Raw genomic sequence first — 16,929 nt, forward strand, 5'->3', positions numbered from 1 at the left:
TTTCCTTTCTCGGAGCCCGCGGGCTCGGCAATTCTTCATGACGAATGAATTCAGGATTTCGACGCCGCGACCTGGAGGCCGGGCGAGACGATGACGCGCCGGAGCGCGGTGAAGGCGACCTGGACGACGAGTGCCAGTGCGACGACGACGGTCGAGCCGCCGATGACCAGTTCGTAGTCGTTGCGGGAGAGCCCGTCGACGATGAAGCGGCCGAGTCCGCCGAGCCCGGGGTAGGCGGCGACGGTCGCGGTGGCCACGACCTGGATCGCGGCGATCCTGAGGCCGAGGAGGATCAGCGGCAGCGCCATCGGCACCTCGACCCGCAGCAGCACCTCCCACTCGGTCATCCCGACCCCGCGTGCCGCGTCCCTGGTGTCGGGGTCGACGCCCCGGACGCCCTCGTAGGTGTTGATGAGGATCGGCGGGACGGCGAGCGCGACCAGGGCGATCAGTACGGGGGTGGTGCTGAGCCCGGCGAGGGTGACGACGAGAACCACCAGACCGAAGGTGGGGATCGCCCGCGCCAGGTTCGCCACGGTCGCCACGGCGAACGCCCCCCGGCCGGTGTGCCCGACGAGCAGCCCGAAGGCGAGTCCGATCAGCGCGGCGAAGAACAGGGAGATACCGCTGTACGTCAGATGTTCGATCAGCCGGTGCGGGATGCCGTCGTCGCCGTGCCACTGCTGGGAGGACGTCAGCCAGTCCCACACGAGCCGGACCTGGTTCAGGAAGTCGTTCATGACGCCCTCACCTTGTTCCGGGACCACGGGGTCAGCAGCCGCTGCGCGAGCACCAGCAGTGCGTCGGTGGCGAGGGCGAGCAGCATGATCAGCACGATGGCCGTGATGATGGGGGTCGGGAAGTCGAGTTGGAGACCACGGGTGATGTAGTACCCGAGTCCGCCCTGTCCGATCAGCTGTCCCACCGCCACCAGGCTGATGGACGACACGGCGGCGACCCGGACCCCGGCGATCACGACGGGTACGGCGATCGGCAGCTCGACCTGGACGACCCGCCGTATGGCGCCGAAGCCCATCGCGGTGGCCGCGAGCCGGACCGGTTCAGGAACCGAGGCCAGCCCGTCCACCACGTTGGGCACCAGCACCGACAGCGTGTACAGCGTCAGCGGGATCATGACCGTGCGTTCGGTGAGCCCCGTATAGCGCACGAAGATCATGAACAGGGCCAGCGACGGGATCGAGTACAGGATGTTGGCCACGGTCAGCACCGGCGGGTACAGCCAGCGCCAGCGGTGGCACAGGATGCCGAGCGGGATCGAGATGATCAGGCCGAACAGGACCGGCAGCAGGCCGAGGCGCAGATGGATTCCGGTGTAGTCGGCCAGCTCGGCGGCGTGGTCGCCGATCCACTGCCACCGGATCAGCGGTTCGTCGTCACTCATCGTTTCGCACCGTCCGCCCCGCCGGTGCCCGCGTCCGCGCTCCCGCCGGAGAGTTCGTGGGCGTCCGCGACCCCCACGACCGCGCCGTCCGCGTCAACGCCCACCGCGAGCCGGGCGGGCGACAGGAGTGCCGAGTCGAGGGCGGCGCGGGCCGAGTCGCCGGCGAGGCTGAAGGTGTGGCCGAGCGGTGCCAGGGTCGCGTCGGCGAGGGTGCCGCTGTCCGGCAGGTCGGCGACCGCGGCCCAGCCGAGCGGGCGGCGGTCGCCGTCGACGACCAGTACCCAGGGCTCGCCGGCCGTCCGCGCGGACGCCACGGACGAGGTCGCGGGCAGTACCGGACCCTCGCGCAGCGGCACATCGGCCCCGTCGACGAAGGACAGTCTGCGGATGCCCCGGTCGTGTCCCACGAAGTCGGCCACGAAGTCGTCGGCGGGGTCGGCGAGCAGCCGCTCGGGCGTGTCGAACTGGGCCAGCTTGCCGCCGGTCCTGAACACGGCGATCTTGTCGCCGAGTTTGATCGCCTCGTCGATGTCGTGGGTGACGAACACGATCGTCTTGTGCAGCTCCTTCTGGAGGCGGATGAACTCGGCCTGCAGTTCCGCCCGGACGATCGGGTCGACCGCGCTGAACGGCTCGTCCATCAGCAGTACGGGCGGGTCGGCGCCGAGCGCTCTGGCCACCCCGACGCGCTGCTGCTGACCCCCGGAGAGCTGGTTCGGATAGCGCTTGGCCATGCTGCTCGGCAGCCCCACCAGTTCCAGGAGTTCCGCCGCCCGCGCGCGGGCCTTCTTCCGGCTCCAGCCGAGAAGCAACGGAACGGTGGCGATGTTGTCGAGAATGGTGCGGTGCGGGAAGAGTCCCGCGTGCTGGATCACGTACCCGATGCCACGGCGCAGCTCGGGGGCGTTCACCTCCCGGATGTCCTGGCCGCGCAGGCTCACCGTCCCGGACGTGGGCTCCACCATGCGGTTGACCATGCGCAGTGTGGTGGTCTTGCCGCAGCCGGAGGGACCGACCAGGACCGTGAGGCCACCCTCGGCCAACTCCAGCGACAGTTCGTCCACCGCTGTCGTCCCGTTTGGATAATTTTTGCTCACCGCATCGAATCTGATCAAGGCTGCCCCTTACCCGACTGCATATGGTCATGCAGAGTTATCCGTGACTGAATGACAGTCAATGCCCATCTGTAAACGGCACGTTACAGTCACACAAAATCAGGCCAGGGCGTCCGAAATGTAGGGAGACACCGCCATGAAACCGGTCTGGTTCACCTTTCTGAACGGCTCGGACATCGACCAGCTGGAATTGACCGACGGCGAGATCCTCGACGCCGTAGAGCAGGGGCTGCGCGCCCAGGGGCAGGGCGAGACGGTGATCGAACCGCGCGTCCATCTCGTCCCCGACCCCGCCTTCGACGGCCACTTCAATGTGCTGCGCGGCTATGTCGCGCCGCTCGCGCTGGCGGGCGTCAAGATCGTGGGCGACTACGTCGGCAACTACAAGGCCGGGCTGCCCTCCGAGATGGCCCTGCTCAACCTCTTCGACCCGCGCACCGGCATGCCGGTGGCCGTGGTCGACGCGACCGCCCTCACCGAGATGCGCACCGGCGCGCTCACCGCTCTGGGCGCTCGCCATCTGGCCCGCCCGGACTCCCGGGTGCTCGGTCACATCGGCGCCCGGGCCACCTCGTACTGGAACGTCCGGCTGCTCGACCGGCTCTTCGACCTGACCGAGATCCGCGTCCACTCGCGCCGCCCGGAGAGCTGCGAGGCCTTCGCGGAGCGGCTGGAACGGGACCTGGGCAAGCCGGTCGTCGTCACGAAGGACTGGCGGAGCTGCGTGGAGGGCGCGGACATCGTGGTGGAGGCCTCCCGCCTGGAACGCCCGGAACCGCTCCTGAAGACGGAGTGGATCTCACCGGGCGCCCTGGTCGTGCCCTACGGCACGAACAGCGCGGTCGAACTCTCCCTCACCGACATCATGGACAAGATCGTCGTCGACGACTGGGGCCAGGCCCACGCGGGCCCCTTCGGCGCCCTGCGCACCCACGTCGACTCCGGCAGGCTCAACAAGGACAACCTGCACGGCGAACTGGGCGAGATCGTCGCAGGCCGCAAACCGGGCCGCGAGAGCCCAGACGAGACCAATCTCTTCTGGCACCGGGGCCTCTCCCTCTCCGACATCGCACTCGGCGCGGCCATGCTCAGAAAGGCCGAACAGCTCGGCCTCGGCCAGAAGCTCCGCTTCTCATGAGGGCACCCGTCGTCGTCGACGGCCGGACACTGTCGTACGAGGCTGTCGTCGCCGTCGCCCACCACGGCGCCCGGGTCGCCCTCGCCGACGACGTCCTGCCACGCCTGGAGCGGGAACGGGCCGTCGTCGAGGACGTCGTCGACCGCCAGGTACCGACGTACGGCCTGACGACGGGCCTGGGCACCCGCTCCTCGTACGCCCTGCCGCGCGCCGAGCTGGCCGAGTTCAGCGTCCGCACGGTCCGGGGCCGGGCCAACGCGGTGGGCGATCCGCTGCCGGTGCCCGTCGTCCGCGCCACCGTCCTGGCTCGCGTCAACGGCGTCGCGGGCGGTGGCAGCGGAGTGCGGCCCGAGATCGTACGGCTGCTGGTGGCGATGCTCAACGCGCACGTGCACCCCGTCGTCCCCGAGGTGGGGTCGATCGGCGCCTCCGACCTGTGCCAGCTCGCGCATGTCGGGCTGGTCGTCATCGGGGAGGGCAGCGCCGAGTTCGCGGGCGAGGTGCTCGACGGCGCGACGGCACTGGAGCGGGCCGGTCTCGCGCCCGCCGAGCTGGGCCCCAAGGACGGGCATGTGCTGTGCAGCGCGAGCCCGCTCGCGGCCGGACAGGGGGCACTCGTCCTGCACGAGGCCGCCGCGCTCCTCGCGCTCGCACAGGCGGTCACAGCACTGACGTACGAGGGATTCCGGGCGAACACGAGTCCGCTGGACGCCCGGGTACTGGGCCTGCGTCCCGCGCCCGGTCAGGCGCGCGCCGCGCGTGAGCTGCTCGCCCTGCTGGACGGGGGTGAGCTGGGCGATCCGCGCAACGCCCGGCGCGTCCAGGACCCGGTCAGTCTGCGCTGCGCCGCGCAGGTGCACGGGGCCGCGTACGCCGCCCTGGACTTCGCCGGGGCCGCGCTCGACCCGGAGCTGAACGGCTGCGGCGACAACCCGGTGGTGCTGCCGGACAGCGGCGAGATCCTCTCCTCCGGAAACTTCCACACCCCGGCGCTCGCGCTGGCCCTCGACACCCTCGCGCTCGCCCTGGCCCAGACGGCGGCGGTGTCCGCCGAGCGGATGCGGCGGCTGCTCGACCCCGGGGTGAGCGGGCTGCCCGCGAACCTCTCGCCGTACGGGCCCGAGCGCTCGGGGTTCGCGCCCCTGACCAAGACCGCGCAGGCGCTCGTCGCCGAGATCCGGCTACTGTCCGCGCCGGTGTCCACCGACCCCCGGCACGGCGCGGACGCCGTCGAGGACGACTCGACCAACGCCTCGCTCGGCGCCCGGCGGCTGGCCGCGCTCCTGGACCGGCTGCGGCTCCTGCTCGCCGTGGAGGCCCTGGTCGCCGCCCAGGCGGTGGACCTGGCGGCGCCGTCGGCGCTGGGCCGGGGACCCCGGCTGCTGCACGACGCGATCCGGACAGTTGTGCCCCCTCTCGACGACGACCGGCCCTGCGGGGTGGACGTGACGGCGGTCGGCGACGGCATCCTGGGGTCCGACGACGTCCGGGGAGCGCTGCACGCGCTGCTGGAAGAATCGTCACCCCCGGTCGGAGGAGCGTCATGACCAGCGTCGACGTACACCAGCACCTGTGGACCCCCGAGCTGGTGGCGGCCCTGCGCGAGCGCCGCGAACCACCCTTCCTGGACGGCTGGACGCTGTACCTGCGCGGTGAGCCGCCCTTCCGGATACCGCCCGCCGACCACGACATCGCCCGCCGCGCCGAGCTGGCCGCCGCCGACGGAACGGGCCGGGTGCTCGTCTCGCTGTCCGCCCCGATCGGCGTGGAGTGGCTGCCCGCCGCCGAGGCCCGGCCACTGCTGGACGCCTATCACGAAGGATCGGCCGGGCTTCCGAAACCGTTCGGCGCCTGGGCCGCCGCCGGGGTCCGGGACATCGACGCGGACGCGACGGCCAAGGACCTCGACGGAGGCTTCGTGGGCCTCCAGCTCCCGGCGAACGCCCTTGCCGACGCGGCCGGTTACGCGCGCTGCGCCCCGCTGCTCGACCTGCTGGAGGAGCGCGACCTGCCGTTGTTCGTCCACCCCGGACCGGCGGCCGGTGGGCCGGAGGGGCCCGGCTGGTGGCCCGCGATGGTGCCGTACGTCCAGCAGATGCACTCCGCCTGGTTCGCCTTCCGCGCCTTCGGCCGGCCGCGTCACCCCCGGCTGCGGGTGTGCTTCGCGCTGCTCGCCGGGCTGGCCCCGCTGCACGGGGAGCGCTTCGCCGCCCGGGGCGGCGGCCAAGAGGCGGCGGAGGTGGACCCCGGTGTCTTCGTCGACACGTCGTCCTACGGTCCCCGTGCCGTCGACGCGGTCGTCCGCGCCCTCGGCACCGGTGCCGTCGTCCAGGGCTCGGACCGGCCCTACGCGGAGCCGCCGCTGCATCCCGGGTTCGGGCTGGGCGGGGCGGCGGCGTACGCGTTCCGCATCGCCAATCCGCGGCGGCTGCTCACCGGGAAGGGCTGACCGAGGAGAGCTGACCGGGGAGCCGGCCGCGGAAGTCCAGAAGTATCAAAGTGTCGAAACATTTCGATGTGAAATGCGAATGATGCGAGGGGGATTGACGCGCGCCGGGCGCCTCCTAGTATCCGTGACGATCTCGCACACCTCTTAACCCCCACCCAAGAGGAGCGCATTTCGCATGTCATGCCTACATCACAAAGGAGCGGGGTGGCGCCGGACACCGGCGCTGGCGCTGCTGTCCGCGACCGTCCTGCTGGCGACCGGCACCGCCACGGCCCTACCCGCCGCCGAACCCACGGCCGAGCCCTCGGCAGGCATCCGGGCCAGCACCCTGGGTGCCCAAGCGGCCCAGTCCGGGCGGTACTTCGGGACCGCGGTGGCCGCCGGGAAGCTCGGCGACACCGTCTACACCGGCATCCTGAACCGTGAGTTCAACATGGTCACGCCGGAGAACGAGCTGAAGTGGGACACCACCGAGCCCTCGCGCGGCTCGTTCAACTTCGCACCCGCCGACCGGATCGCGAACCACGCCTCGGCGAACGGGCAGCGGCTGCGCGGCCACACCCTGGTCTGGCACTCCCAACTGCCCGGCTGGGTCGGCTCGATCACGGACGCGAACACCCTGCGGACCGTCATGAACAACCACATCACCACGGTGACGAACCGCTACAAGGGCAGGATCCACTCCTGGGACGTGGTCAACGAGGCCTTCGCCGACGGCACCAGCGGCACCCACCGCCCGTCGGTGTTCCAGAACCTGCTGGGCGACGGCTTCATCGAGCAGGCCTTCCGCACCGCGCGGACCGCCGACCCGGCGGCGAAGCTCTGCTACAACGACTACAACATCGAGAACTGGACCGCCGCGAAGACCCAGGGCGTCTACCGCATGGTCCGCGACTTCAAGGCCCGGGGCGTGCCCATCGACTGCGTCGGCTTCCAGGCACACTTCGGCACCGGCGGCCCGCCGTCGAACTTCCAGACCACGCTGTCGAGTTTCGCGGCGCTCGGCGTGGACGTACAGATCACCGAACTCGACATCGCGCAGGCGCCGTCGGCCGCGTACACGAACACCGTCCGGGCGTGCATGAACGTGTCGCGCTGCACCGGGATCTCCGTATGGGGCATCCGGGACACCGACTCCTGGCGGAGCGGGGAGAAGCCGCTGCTGTTCGACGGCGGCGGCAACAAGAAGGCGGCCTACGGGGCGACGCTGACCGCGCTGGGCGGCAGTGCGGCCACGGTGGCGGCGAAGCCCGGCGCGAGCACCCGCTCGGCCGGTTCGGCCGCCGCGCTGCCCGCCAACTTCGCCTGGAGTTCGAGCGGTTCGCTGATCGCGCCGAAGTCCGACTCCGCTCATCCCAACATCGCCGGGATCAAGGACCCGTCGGTCGTGTACTACAACGGCAGGTACCACGTGTTCGCCAGCACGGCGAGCGCCGCCGGCTACAACCTGGTGTATCTGAACTTCACCGACTGGTCGCAGGCCGGTTCGGCCACGCACCACTACCTGGACCGGTCCGCGATCGGCACCGGATACCGGGCCGCGCCGCAGGTGTTCTACTACGCGCCGCAGAAGCTCTGGTATCTCGTCTACCAGACGGGGAACGCGTCCTTCTCCACCAACCCGGACATCAGCAACCCCAACGGCTGGACCGCGCCCCGCCACTTCTACTCGGCGATGCCGGACATCATCAAGCAGAACATCGGGAACGGCTACTGGGTCGACATGTGGGTGATCTGCGACAGCGCCAACTGCTATCTGTTCTCCTCCGACGACAACGGCCATCTGTACCGCTCGCAGACGACCGTCGGCCAGTTCCCGAACGGCTTCACCAACACCGTCATCGCGGCCCAGGACGCCAACAGATACGCCCTGTTCGAGGCCGCCAACATCTACAAGGTGCAGGGCACCAACCAGTATCTGCTGCTCGTCGAGGCGATCGGCTCGGACGGGAAACGCTGGTTCCGCTCCTGGACGTCCACCGGTCTCGCCGGGTCGTGGACGGCGCTGGCGGCGACCGAGAGCAACCCGTTCGCCCGGGCGAACAACGTCACCTTCCCAGCCGGGACTTGGACGCGGGACATCAGTCACGGCGAGATGATCCGCGCGGGGTACGACCAGACGCTGACGATCCCCGGCTGCAGGCTCCAGTACCTGTACCAGGGCCTGAACCCGAGCGCGACGGGCGACTACAACACCCTGCCGTGGCGGCTCGGCCTGCTCACGCAGACCAACTCGCCCTGCTGACAGCGCAGTAGCTCTGGTGAGGTGCCGGGGTGCCGGGTCCTACGATCCGGTGCTCCGGCTCACCTCGCGGTCGCGCAGGCCGCGCGGGTCGATCACCTCGCGGATGAGCCGCAGTTCGGTCTCGTCGGGCAGCCGGGTCTCGGTGGCGCCGCTCGCGTCGATCTCGAAGCCGGTGTTCGCCCGGACCTCCGCCTCGGTGACACCGGGATGCAGCGAGCGCACACGCAACCGTCCGTCCTCCGCGTAGTCGAGGACGGCGAGGTTGGTGATCACCACGCCCAGGTGGTGGAACCGCAGGCCCTGTCCGCCGACACCGCGCGCGCGGTCGTTGCCCACCCCGCAGACCACGTCGACCCGCTCGACGAAGACCTTCGGGGTGTGCCGGGCCACCCAGTAGTCGGTGCGGTGGTTGGCGGTGTTGCCGGGAGCGCCGCGTACACCGATGAGCTGGCGGGTGGGGCGGCGCCAGTCGCCGATGAGGGAGATGTTCTGGTTCCCGTACCGGTCGAGCTGGCTGGCCCCCATCATGCTCTGCCGACGACCGCTGGCGACGATGTCGAAGATCTTCCGGTACGGCACCCAGCCTTCGACCACGCCTCCGTCGGCGGCTGTTCGGCCGAGTGGCGGCGGGTCGCTCATGAAGTAGGCCTCGCCGTCGGTCAGGACCAGGTCCGGGCTGGTCGTCAGCCGGGCGAGACGGGCGCCGATCGAGGGCACCACCCCGGCCGTGTGCGCGAGGATCTCCCCGGCACCGCGCCAGACGTCGGCGCAGGCTGCGGCGCACACTTCGGCGCGGGTGATGTCCGTCCCGGCCCCGGCCGCCTCCGTCGCCGTCTGGTCGCGTGTGCTCTCCGTCATCGCCCCTCCCCCTGTCGTCCGTCGCGGTTGGCGTGAAACTCCACCACGGCCTCGTGGTACGCCTGTTCGTCGCCGTCGAGGAACGTCTTGCGGAACAGCTGCCAGGAGTCGGCGTCCCTGGCCGCCGAGGCGTAGTGCGCCTGGAATGCCTCGTCGCGCGCGTAGTCGGGGTCGCAGGAGGTGAAGTGGGCGCCCCGGGGCACCTCGATCACCCCGTTGACGAACAGTCGGCTGATCAGCAGCGACTGCGCGGGACCTCCGGCGAGCAGTTCCCCCGGCTCGACGATCCGCTCGGTGCTGACGTAGCAGCGGTCGGCGGCCATCGCGAACAGGTCGTCGAAGTACGGGTCCGGGCCCAGGTACTGGGCGTTGCCCGCCGCGTCGGCGCGGTTGACGTGGACCAGGGCCACATCGAGGCGCAGCGCCCGCATCGCGACGTACTCCTCGTCGGCGTACGGGGAGGCGATGGTCACGAGGTCGGGGTTCATCGTGAGGACGTCCGAGCCGAGGCCGGCCCGGGTGGGCAGGAAGGAGAGGCGGCTCGCGGCGGCCCGCAGGCCGGTGACGAACATGCCCTCGTCGTACTCGGCGGTCTCCACCTCACCGCGCTCGCGTACGGCGCGGAAGTGCGGGTCGAGGGCGATGCTGTCCAGCGAGACGAAGCCGTAGACGAGCTTGCGGACCCGGCCCGCCGCGCACAGCAGCCCCACGTCCGGGCCGCCGAACGAGACGACGGTCAGGTCGCGTGCCTCGCCGCGCAGGAGTTCACGCACCAGCGCCATCGGTTTGCGCCGCGATCCCCAGCCGCCGATCCCGATCGTCATGCCCGATTCGACGGTGCCGGCGAAGTCCGCCAGGGACATCGACTTGTCACCCATGGACTGTTCCTCCCGAGCGTCCAAGTTATCCACAGCCTTACCTAGCAAACAATTGTTAGGTTACGTTGGGTCGACCGACAACCCCTCGGCAGCGGAAGGAGTTCCGGCATGAGCGACCCCATGACCCCCTTCGTCCCCCTCGCCCCCGTCCATCCCGCCCTGCGCACCGCGCTGTGCGATCTGGTCGGTGTCCGGTACCCGATCGTGCAGACCGGCATGGGGTATGTGTCCGGGCCGGAGCTGACGGCGGCCACGGCGGCGGCCGGCGGGCTCGGCATCCTGGCGAGCGCCACGCTCTCCCTGGAGGAGACCCGGGACGCGGTCCGGGCCGTCCGGGAGCGCACCGACGCGCCGTTCGGGGTGAACATGCGCGGCGACTCCCCGGACGTACTGGAGCGCGGCCGGCTCCTGGTGCGCGAGGGCGTGAAGGTCGCCTCCTTCGCGCTCGCTCCCCATGAGCGCGTGATCCGTGAGCTGAAGGACGCCGGGCTGATCGTCATACCGTCCGTCGGGGCCCGCCGCCATGCCGAGAAGGTCCAGGCGTGGGGTGTGGACGCGGTCCTCGTGCAGGGCGGCGAGGGCGGCGGCCACACCGGGGGCGTGCCGACCTCGATCCTGGTCCCGCAGGTCGTGGACGCCGTCGACATCCCGGTCGTCGCGGCGGGCGGGTTCCGGGACGGGCGGGGGCTGGTGGCCGCGCTCGCGCAGGGCGCCGTGGGCATCGCGATGGGCACGCGGTTCCTGCTGACCAGCGACAGCACCGTGCGGGACTCGGTCAAGGCCGAGTATCTGAAGCGGGGCGTCACCGACACCGTGGTCACCCCGGTGCTCGACGGCATACCCCAACGCGTCCTGCGCACGGAGGCGGTGGAGCGGCTGCTGCGGGAGCGGGCGCCCGCGCGGCTCGTCCGGTCGCTGCGGCACGCCGTCGCGTTCCGGAAGGTGTCCGGGACCTCATGGCCGAACCTGGTCCGTGAGGGGCTGGCGATGCGGCGGAGCCATGAACTGGGCTGGTCGCAGGTCGTGATGGCGGCCAACACCCCGATGATGCTGCGCGCGAGCATGGTCGACGGCCGCACGGACCTCGGCACCCTCGCCTCGGGCCAGATCGCGGGCGTCATCGACGACCTGCCCAGTTGCGCGGAACTCGTCGAACGCATAGTCGCGGAGGCCGAGGCGGTCCTGACCCGCCTGACCAAGGGCGAGGCACAGAGCGAACGGTGAGCAGGACAGGAACGGCGACCAGGACGGGAGTGAGCGCATGGGCACGGAGATCATCAGGGCCGCCGTCGACGAGCGCGGAATCGCCGAGGTGGTCGTCGACTGCCCGCCGGTCAACGCCCTGCCGGTGGCGGGCTGGTGGCAGCTGGCGGAGACCCTCGGGCGGCTCAGCCGCGACCCTGACGTACGGGTGGTGCTGCTGCGGGCCGAGGGGCGCGGCTTCAACGCCGGTGTGGACGTCAAGGAGTTGCAGTCCGACACCGGCCACGCCGCGATCATCGGCGCGAACCGCGGCTGCTTCGCCGCGTTCGCCGCGGTCTACGAGTGTGCGGTGCCGGTGGTCACGGCGGTCCAGGGTTTCTGTCTGGGCGGCGGGATCGGTCTGGTCGGCAACTCGGACGTGGTCGTCGCGTCGGAGGACGCCTACTTCGGGCTGCCGGAGGTGGACCGGGGTGCGCTGGGCGCAGCGACGCATCTCTCCCGTCTCGTGCCGCAGCACCGGGCGAGGGCGATGATGTACACCTGCGCCACCGCGTCCGCCGCCGAACTGCACGCCTTCGGCTCGGTGTTCGACGTCGTACCGGCCGACCGCCTCCGGGAGCGGGCCCTGGAGGTCGCCGCCGACATCGCCGGAAAGAACCCGACGGTGATCCGGGCCGCCAAGGAGGCCTTCAACGGCATCGACCTGTGGGACGTCAAGCGCAGCTACCGCTACGAACAGGGCTTCACCTTCGAGATCAACCTGTCGGGCGTCGCCGCCGAGGTCCGCGACGGCTTCGGCGGCCGTACGGGCGGGGAGGGCTGAGCCGTGGATCTCACCTGGAGCCCGGAGGAGGACGCCTTCCGGCGGGAGGCCAGGGAGTGGCTGGCGGCGAACGTGCCGCGCGACCCGCTCCCGTCCGGTGACACCCGTGCGGGGTTCGCCGCCCATCTGGAGTGGGAGCGCACGCTGTTCGAGGCCCGCTGGTCGGTGGTGTCCTGGCCGGAGGCGTACGGCGGGCGGGACGCGTCGCTGTGGCAGTGGCTGGTGTTCGAGGACGAGTACCACCGGGCGGGCGCACCCGCCCGGGTCACCCAGAACGGCATCTTCCTGCTGGCCCCGACCGTCTTCGCGTTCGGCACGGAGGAGCAGCAGCGCCGCATCCTGCCGAGGATGGCCGCCGCCCAGGACCTGTGGGCGCAGGGCTGGTCCGAGCCGGGCGCGGGCAGCGACCTGGCCGCGATCCGCAGCCGGGCGGTCCGTGACGAGGGGGCGGGCGGCTGGCGGCTGACCGGCCAGAAGACCTGGACGACCCGTGGCGCCTTCTGCACCCACCTGTTCGGTCTCTTCCGTACGGACCCGGAGGCGGAGCGGCACCGGGGGCTGACGTACTTCCTGGTCCCGCTGGACGCGCCAGGTGTCACCGTGCGCGGGTTCGAACGCCTCGACGGTGACGAGGGGTTCGCGGAGGTCTTCCTCGACGACGTGCTCGTGCCCGACGCGGATGTGCTGGGCGGGGTCGGGGAGGGCTGGCGGGTGGCGATGGCGACGACGGGGTCCGAGCGCGGGCTGACGCTGCGCTCGCCGGGCCGGTTCCTGCACACCGCCGACCGGCTGGTCGACCTGGCGCGCACCACGCCGGAAAGTACCGGAGCACACCGGGACCGGGTCGTGCAGGCGTGGATCGAGGCGCAGGCCTACGAGTTGTTCACGCTTGAGCAGGTGACCTCGATCGTGGAGGGGCGGCCGGTCGGTGCGGAGTCGAGCCTGAACAAGCTGTTCTGGTCCCAGCTGGACATCGCCCTGCACGAGACTGCGGCCGAACTGCTCGGCCCCGAGGCGGAGATCGACGGTCCCTGGAGCCGGGGTTTCCTCTTCTCCCTGGCGGGCCCCATCTACGCCGGCACGAACGAGATCCAGCGCAACATCGTCGCCGAGCGGCTGCTCGGCCTGCCGAGGAGGTGACCGGAAGCGATGCGTTTCGCCGTAGCCGAACGGGACGCGGCGCTGGCCGAGGCGGCCGGCGAGGTGCTGGCCAAGCAGGCCGGTGCCGAACGGATCCGGGCCGGGTGGCCGGGGGGTGACGCGGAGGCGGTGGACGCCGTGTGGCGCACGCTCGCGGGAGTGGGCGTGAGCGGCGCCCTGGTCCAGGAGAGCGCGGACGGCCTCGGCCTCGGCCTCGACGAGAACGCGCTCCCGCCGCTGATGGAGGCCCTGGGCCGCAGCGGTCTGCCGGTACCGGCGGCCGAGACGGTGGCCGTGGGCGCTCCCCTGCTCGCCGCGGCGGGCGCACCCCAACTCCCGGACGTGCTGAAGGGATCGGCACTGATCACGGTGTCCCTCACCCCCGGTGCCCCGGTCCCCTTCGCCGCACGCGCCGACCTGATCGCCGTACCGGACGGCGAGGGGTTACGTCTGTTCGCGCGAGACGAGGTGGCGTTGGAGCCGGTCGGCTCGGTGGACGGTTCCCGGTGGCTGGCCCAGGTCGGTGCCCCGGCAGGCGGGGGGCTGTTGCTGGCCGAGGGGCCGGCCGAGCTGGCCGTCGCGCACCGGCGCGGGGTGCTGGCCACGGCCGCCCTGCTGCTCGGGCTCGGTGGTCGGATGCTCGAACTGACGGTGGCGCATGTGCGGGAGCGGCAGCAGTTCGGGGTGCCGGTCGGCTCGTTCCAGGCGGTCAAGCACGCCCTGGCCGATGTGGAACTGGCGCTGCGGTTCGCCCGGCCCGCGGTCCTCGCGGCGGGCTGGGCGCAGGCGGCGGGCGACTCGGAGGCGGCCGTACGGACGTCGATGGCGAAGGTGCTCGCGTCGGAGGCGGCCCGGAAGGCGGCCCGTACGGCGATCCAGTGCCATGGCGCCATGGGGTACACGACCGAGTACGACCTCCATCTGTACGCGAAACGGGCCTGGGCGCTGGCGGCGGACTGGGGCGGGCCCGCGGAGCACCGGGAGTCGATCGGACGGCGGCTCGGTCTCGCCGGTCCGGCGGATCACGTCAGCGAAGGGGCGGACGCATGAGCGGAATCTGTCGGGACCGGGTCGTGATCGTCACCGGGGCAGGGCAGGGGCTCGGGCGTGAGCATGCGCTCGCGCTGGCCGCCGAGGGGGCGTTGGTCGTCGTCAACGACCTGGGTGAGGCGGCGAAAGCGGTGGCCGAGGAGATCGGGGCGGCCGGTGGCACCGCAGTCGCCGATCTGGGGGACGTGAGCGACTGGGGGTACGCGGAGCGGCTGGTCGGGCGGGCCGTCGCCGAGTTCGGGGCGCTGCACGCGCTGGTGAACAACGCGGGCATCAACCGTGACCGGATGCTGGTCTCCATGACCGAGGCGGACTGGGACCTGGTGCTGAAGGTCGACCTCAAGGGGCACGCGGCGCCGTTGCGGCACGCCGCCGCGTACTGGCGGGAGTCGAGCAAGCAGGGTCGGCCGGTCGACGCGCGGGTCGTCAACACCACCTCCGGAGCGGGGCTGTTGGGCAGCGTCGGCCAGGGCAACTACGGTGCCGCGAAGGCGGGTGTCGCGGCGCTCACCGTGATCGCCGCCGCCGAACTGGCCCGGTACGGGGTCACCGTGAACGCCGTCGCGCCCTCCGCCCGCACGCCGATGACCGAGGCGGTCGAGGCCTTCGCCGAGCAGATGCGGGCGCCGGAGTCCGGCTTCGACTCGGCGCATCCCGGCAATGTCTCGCCGCTGGTGGTGTGGCTGGCGTCGGCGGAGTCGGGCGGGGTCACGGGGCGGGTGTTCGAGGCCGAGGGCGGTGTCATCGGCGTTGCCGACGGGTGGCAGCACGGGCCCCGGCGGGTGCGTGAGCGGCGCTGGTCGCCGGCCGAGGTCGGGCCGGCGGTGCGCGCGTTGCTCACCGAAGTGCCCTTGCCGGGGGCGGTGTACGGGGCCTGAGTGCGGGCTTGTGGTGCGTCCCGAGGCCTTTTTCGCCCCCGCCGCCCCTACCCGTCCCATCCCTGGGGGGGGGGCCCCCCCCCCCCCCCACACCCCCCCCCCCCCCCCCCGGCGCCCCCCCCCCCGGGGGGGGGGGGGGGGGGGGGGCGTGGGGGGGGGGGGGGGGGCCCCCCCCCCAAAATCGGCCTGGACGGCCTCGTCCTCGCACACCGGACGGGCTCAAAGATCAAGCCCAGCCCGGTGTCCGAGGTGCCCGGGAAGCTCACCGACCCGTGCGGATCAGCCCCGTCAGATAGCGCCAGAGCGACGACCGTTGGCGGGCCGACGGGTCCGGCAGGTCGGTGTCTGTCGGTGGGGTCGCCGGGTCGTGGTCGTACGCCAGGCGGCGTTCTGTCACCGGGGCCAGTTCGTAGCGCACCGGCAGTGATCGCAGGCCCCGCATGAACGGCGAGGAGCGCCAGGGGAGTTGGTCGACCGGGAGGGCGAGGTCCAGGTGGGTGAAGCGTTCGAAGAGGCGGTCGACGCCCACCGCCGCGACCGTGGAGGCGAGTTCGCGTGCCGGGCACTGGCGTGGGCCCGCGCCCCAGGACAGGTGTGCCCGGGTGCTGACCGTGGTGCTCGGGCAGACGTTCTTCGCGAAGACGGGGTCCGCGTGTGCGGCGGCCGAGGAGACCCACACCGGGTCGCCCTCGCGGATCGTGTAGTTGCCGAGCGGCGTGTCCTTGGCGGCGAAGCGGGGGACGAAGTTGACCAGGGGCGGCTTGCGCATGACCACCCGGTTCATGGTCTCCTTCACCATCCCGGCGGAGAGGCTGGCCCGTACGCTGCCCTCGCCCGAGATGACCTCGACCACCGTGTTGGATATCAGGATGCCGACGTGGTCGGAGGTCATGCCCAGCAGCATGAACAGCTCGCGGGCCAGTTCGTCGACCGAGAGGCCGGGGTGTGCGGCCAGCAGGTAGGAGGGGAAGTCGTCCCCGGGCCGGTCCAGTTTCGTCGCCGCCAGTTCGGCCAGGGTCGCCAGCAGCCGCTCCAGGGCGGGTTCGGCGTCCGGGCCCGCGTCCAGTACCCGCCACATGTCCATCAGGGCGTCGTCGCCCTGGGAACCGGGGATGCCGAGGAGGTGGCTCGCCACCATCAGGGGCAGCGGCCGGGAGAACTGGGCGGACAGGTCCGCGAGGCCTGTGGTGCCGCCCTGGCCCATGAGGCTGATCAGTTCGTCGGCGTAGGCCGTGACGGCCCGCTTCAGGCGCCTCGCCTGGGGGTGGCCCTGGTCCTGGAAGGGCTTCAGCGCGATGTCCCAGGCCGCCCGCAGCGGCCGGTAGCCGGGGCCGCCCTGGATCAGCACATGGTTGACCTCAAGGGACGGTCCGAGCGGCCAGTCGGAGGGGACCCGGCCCTCCGAGCGGGCACGCCAGTTCTCCAGGCCCTTCGGCCAGCCGTCGTCGTCCTGGAGGACCTGGAGGGACTCCTGGTAGCCCAGGACCAGCCAGGCGGGCACGCCCAGCAGATCGACCGGTGCGACCGCGCCGTGCCGCTGCCTCAGCCGCTCGTACACGAGCGAGGGGCGCGTCTCGTAGTCCCTGGTCAGCAGCGGTTCAGGTGACATCTCCTCCAACCGTGCGCCGTCCACGTCCACGGATCCGCCGTCGCCCCACTGGGATTTCATCGTCGCGTCGCCCCTCCAACACTCCCCGTACCGGCTTGGGTTCAACCGGTAGTTGGAAACGGTGGGGACCATACCGCAGGG

At 71.5% G+C, this 16,929-nt stretch carries 15 protein-coding genes; 9 read left to right on the top strand and 6 right to left on the bottom strand.

Annotated elements, in window-relative coordinates; translation table 11 throughout:
• Positions 1 to 50: 50 nt before the first annotated feature.
• From CW359_RS09540 to CW359_RS09550, 3 genes are read right to left on the bottom strand one after another with little or no spacing between them, the layout of a single operon-like run.
• Positions 51 to 740, bottom strand: a complete 690-nt coding sequence (locus CW359_RS09540) for an ABC transporter permease (protein ID WP_105969380.1) — start codon at positions 738 to 740, stop codon at positions 51 to 53.
• Entirely contained in the window at positions 737 to 1,402 is a 666-nt protein-coding gene (locus tag CW359_RS09545; RefSeq protein WP_105969381.1) for an ABC transporter permease, read from the bottom strand. Before CW359_RS09545 ends, CW359_RS09540 begins: the two co-directional genes overlap by 4 nt.
• The gene (locus tag CW359_RS09550) at positions 1,399 to 2,517 is read right to left on the bottom strand and encodes an ABC transporter ATP-binding protein (RefSeq protein ID WP_105969382.1); all 1,119 of its coding nucleotides are present in this window, start codon (positions 2,515 to 2,517) and stop codon (positions 1,399 to 1,401) included. Before CW359_RS09550 ends, CW359_RS09545 begins: the two co-directional genes overlap by 4 nt.
• A 136-nt stretch (positions 2,518 to 2,653) precedes the next feature.
• Between CW359_RS09550 and CW359_RS09555 the strand changes: the two genes are divergently transcribed.
• The 4 genes from CW359_RS09555 (at position 2,654) to CW359_RS09570 (ending at position 8,349) form a co-directional block, all read left to right on the top strand.
• The gene (locus CW359_RS09555) at positions 2,654 to 3,655 is read left to right on the top strand and encodes an ornithine cyclodeaminase family protein (protein WP_105969383.1); all 1,002 of its coding nucleotides are present in this window, start codon (positions 2,654 to 2,656) and stop codon (positions 3,653 to 3,655) included.
• Complete coding sequence (locus CW359_RS09560; RefSeq protein ID WP_105969384.1) at positions 3,652 to 5,202, top strand: HAL/PAL/TAL family ammonia-lyase; 1,551 nt, start codon at positions 3,652 to 3,654, stop codon at positions 5,200 to 5,202. Before CW359_RS09555 ends, CW359_RS09560 begins: the two co-directional genes overlap by 4 nt.
• Positions 5,199 to 6,104, top strand: a complete 906-nt coding sequence (locus CW359_RS09565; protein ID WP_105969385.1) for an amidohydrolase family protein — start codon at positions 5,199 to 5,201, stop codon at positions 6,102 to 6,104. The genes CW359_RS09560 and CW359_RS09565 overlap by 4 nt, the downstream gene beginning before the upstream one ends.
• Before the next feature lie 175 nt (positions 6,105 to 6,279).
• Positions 6,280 to 8,349, top strand: a complete 2,070-nt coding sequence (locus CW359_RS09570) for a glycoside hydrolase (protein WP_105969386.1) — start codon at positions 6,280 to 6,282, stop codon at positions 8,347 to 8,349.
• 39 nt (positions 8,350 to 8,388) lie between these two features.
• On the opposite strand, the gene CW359_RS09575 is transcribed toward CW359_RS09570, so the two are convergent.
• Together CW359_RS09575 and CW359_RS09580 are read right to left on the bottom strand one after the other, a co-directional pair.
• The gene (locus CW359_RS09575) at positions 8,389 to 9,207 is read right to left on the bottom strand and encodes a CoA-transferase subunit beta (protein ID WP_105969387.1); all 819 of its coding nucleotides are present in this window, start codon (positions 9,205 to 9,207) and stop codon (positions 8,389 to 8,391) included.
• Entirely contained in the window at positions 9,204 to 10,085 is an 882-nt protein-coding gene (locus CW359_RS09580; protein ID WP_105969388.1) for a CoA transferase subunit A, read from the bottom strand. The genes CW359_RS09575 and CW359_RS09580 overlap by 4 nt, the downstream gene beginning before the upstream one ends.
• A gap of 108 nt (positions 10,086 to 10,193) precedes the next feature.
• Here CW359_RS09580 and CW359_RS09585 point away from each other — a divergent pair, with 108 nt between their 5' ends.
• From CW359_RS09585 to CW359_RS09605, 5 genes are read left to right on the top strand one after another with little or no spacing between them, the layout of a single operon-like run.
• Positions 10,194 to 11,309 (top strand): NAD(P)H-dependent flavin oxidoreductase, encoded by a 1,116-nt coding sequence (locus tag CW359_RS09585; protein ID WP_232838321.1) that lies wholly within the window; start codon positions 10,194 to 10,196, stop codon positions 11,307 to 11,309.
• Between the two features lie 37 nt (positions 11,310 to 11,346).
• Positions 11,347 to 12,111, top strand: coding sequence for an enoyl-CoA hydratase family protein (locus tag CW359_RS09590; protein ID WP_105969389.1), 765 nt, complete (start codon positions 11,347 to 11,349; stop codon positions 12,109 to 12,111).
• Positions 12,112 to 12,114: 3 nt separating this feature from the next.
• Entirely contained in the window at positions 12,115 to 13,251 is a 1,137-nt protein-coding gene (locus tag CW359_RS09595) for an acyl-CoA dehydrogenase family protein (protein ID WP_105969390.1), read from the top strand.
• 9 nt (positions 13,252 to 13,260) lie between these two features.
• Positions 13,261 to 14,301, top strand: a complete 1,041-nt coding sequence (locus tag CW359_RS09600; RefSeq protein WP_105969391.1) for an acyl-CoA dehydrogenase family protein — start codon at positions 13,261 to 13,263, stop codon at positions 14,299 to 14,301.
• Positions 14,298 to 15,179, top strand: a complete 882-nt coding sequence (locus tag CW359_RS09605) for an SDR family oxidoreductase (protein WP_105969392.1) — start codon at positions 14,298 to 14,300, stop codon at positions 15,177 to 15,179. The genes CW359_RS09600 and CW359_RS09605 overlap by 4 nt, the downstream gene beginning before the upstream one ends.
• Positions 15,180 to 15,441: 262 nt before the next feature.
• On the opposite strand, the gene CW359_RS09615 is transcribed toward CW359_RS09605, so the two are convergent.
• Entirely contained in the window at positions 15,442 to 16,848 is a 1,407-nt protein-coding gene (locus CW359_RS09615; RefSeq protein ID WP_105969394.1) for a cytochrome P450, read from the bottom strand.
• Positions 16,849 to 16,929 lie beyond the last annotated feature (81 nt).

Origin of the sequence: Streptomyces geranii (assembly GCF_002954775.1) — a bacterium.
Classification (GTDB): domain Bacteria; phylum Actinomycetota; class Actinomycetes; order Streptomycetales; family Streptomycetaceae; genus Streptomyces; species Streptomyces geranii.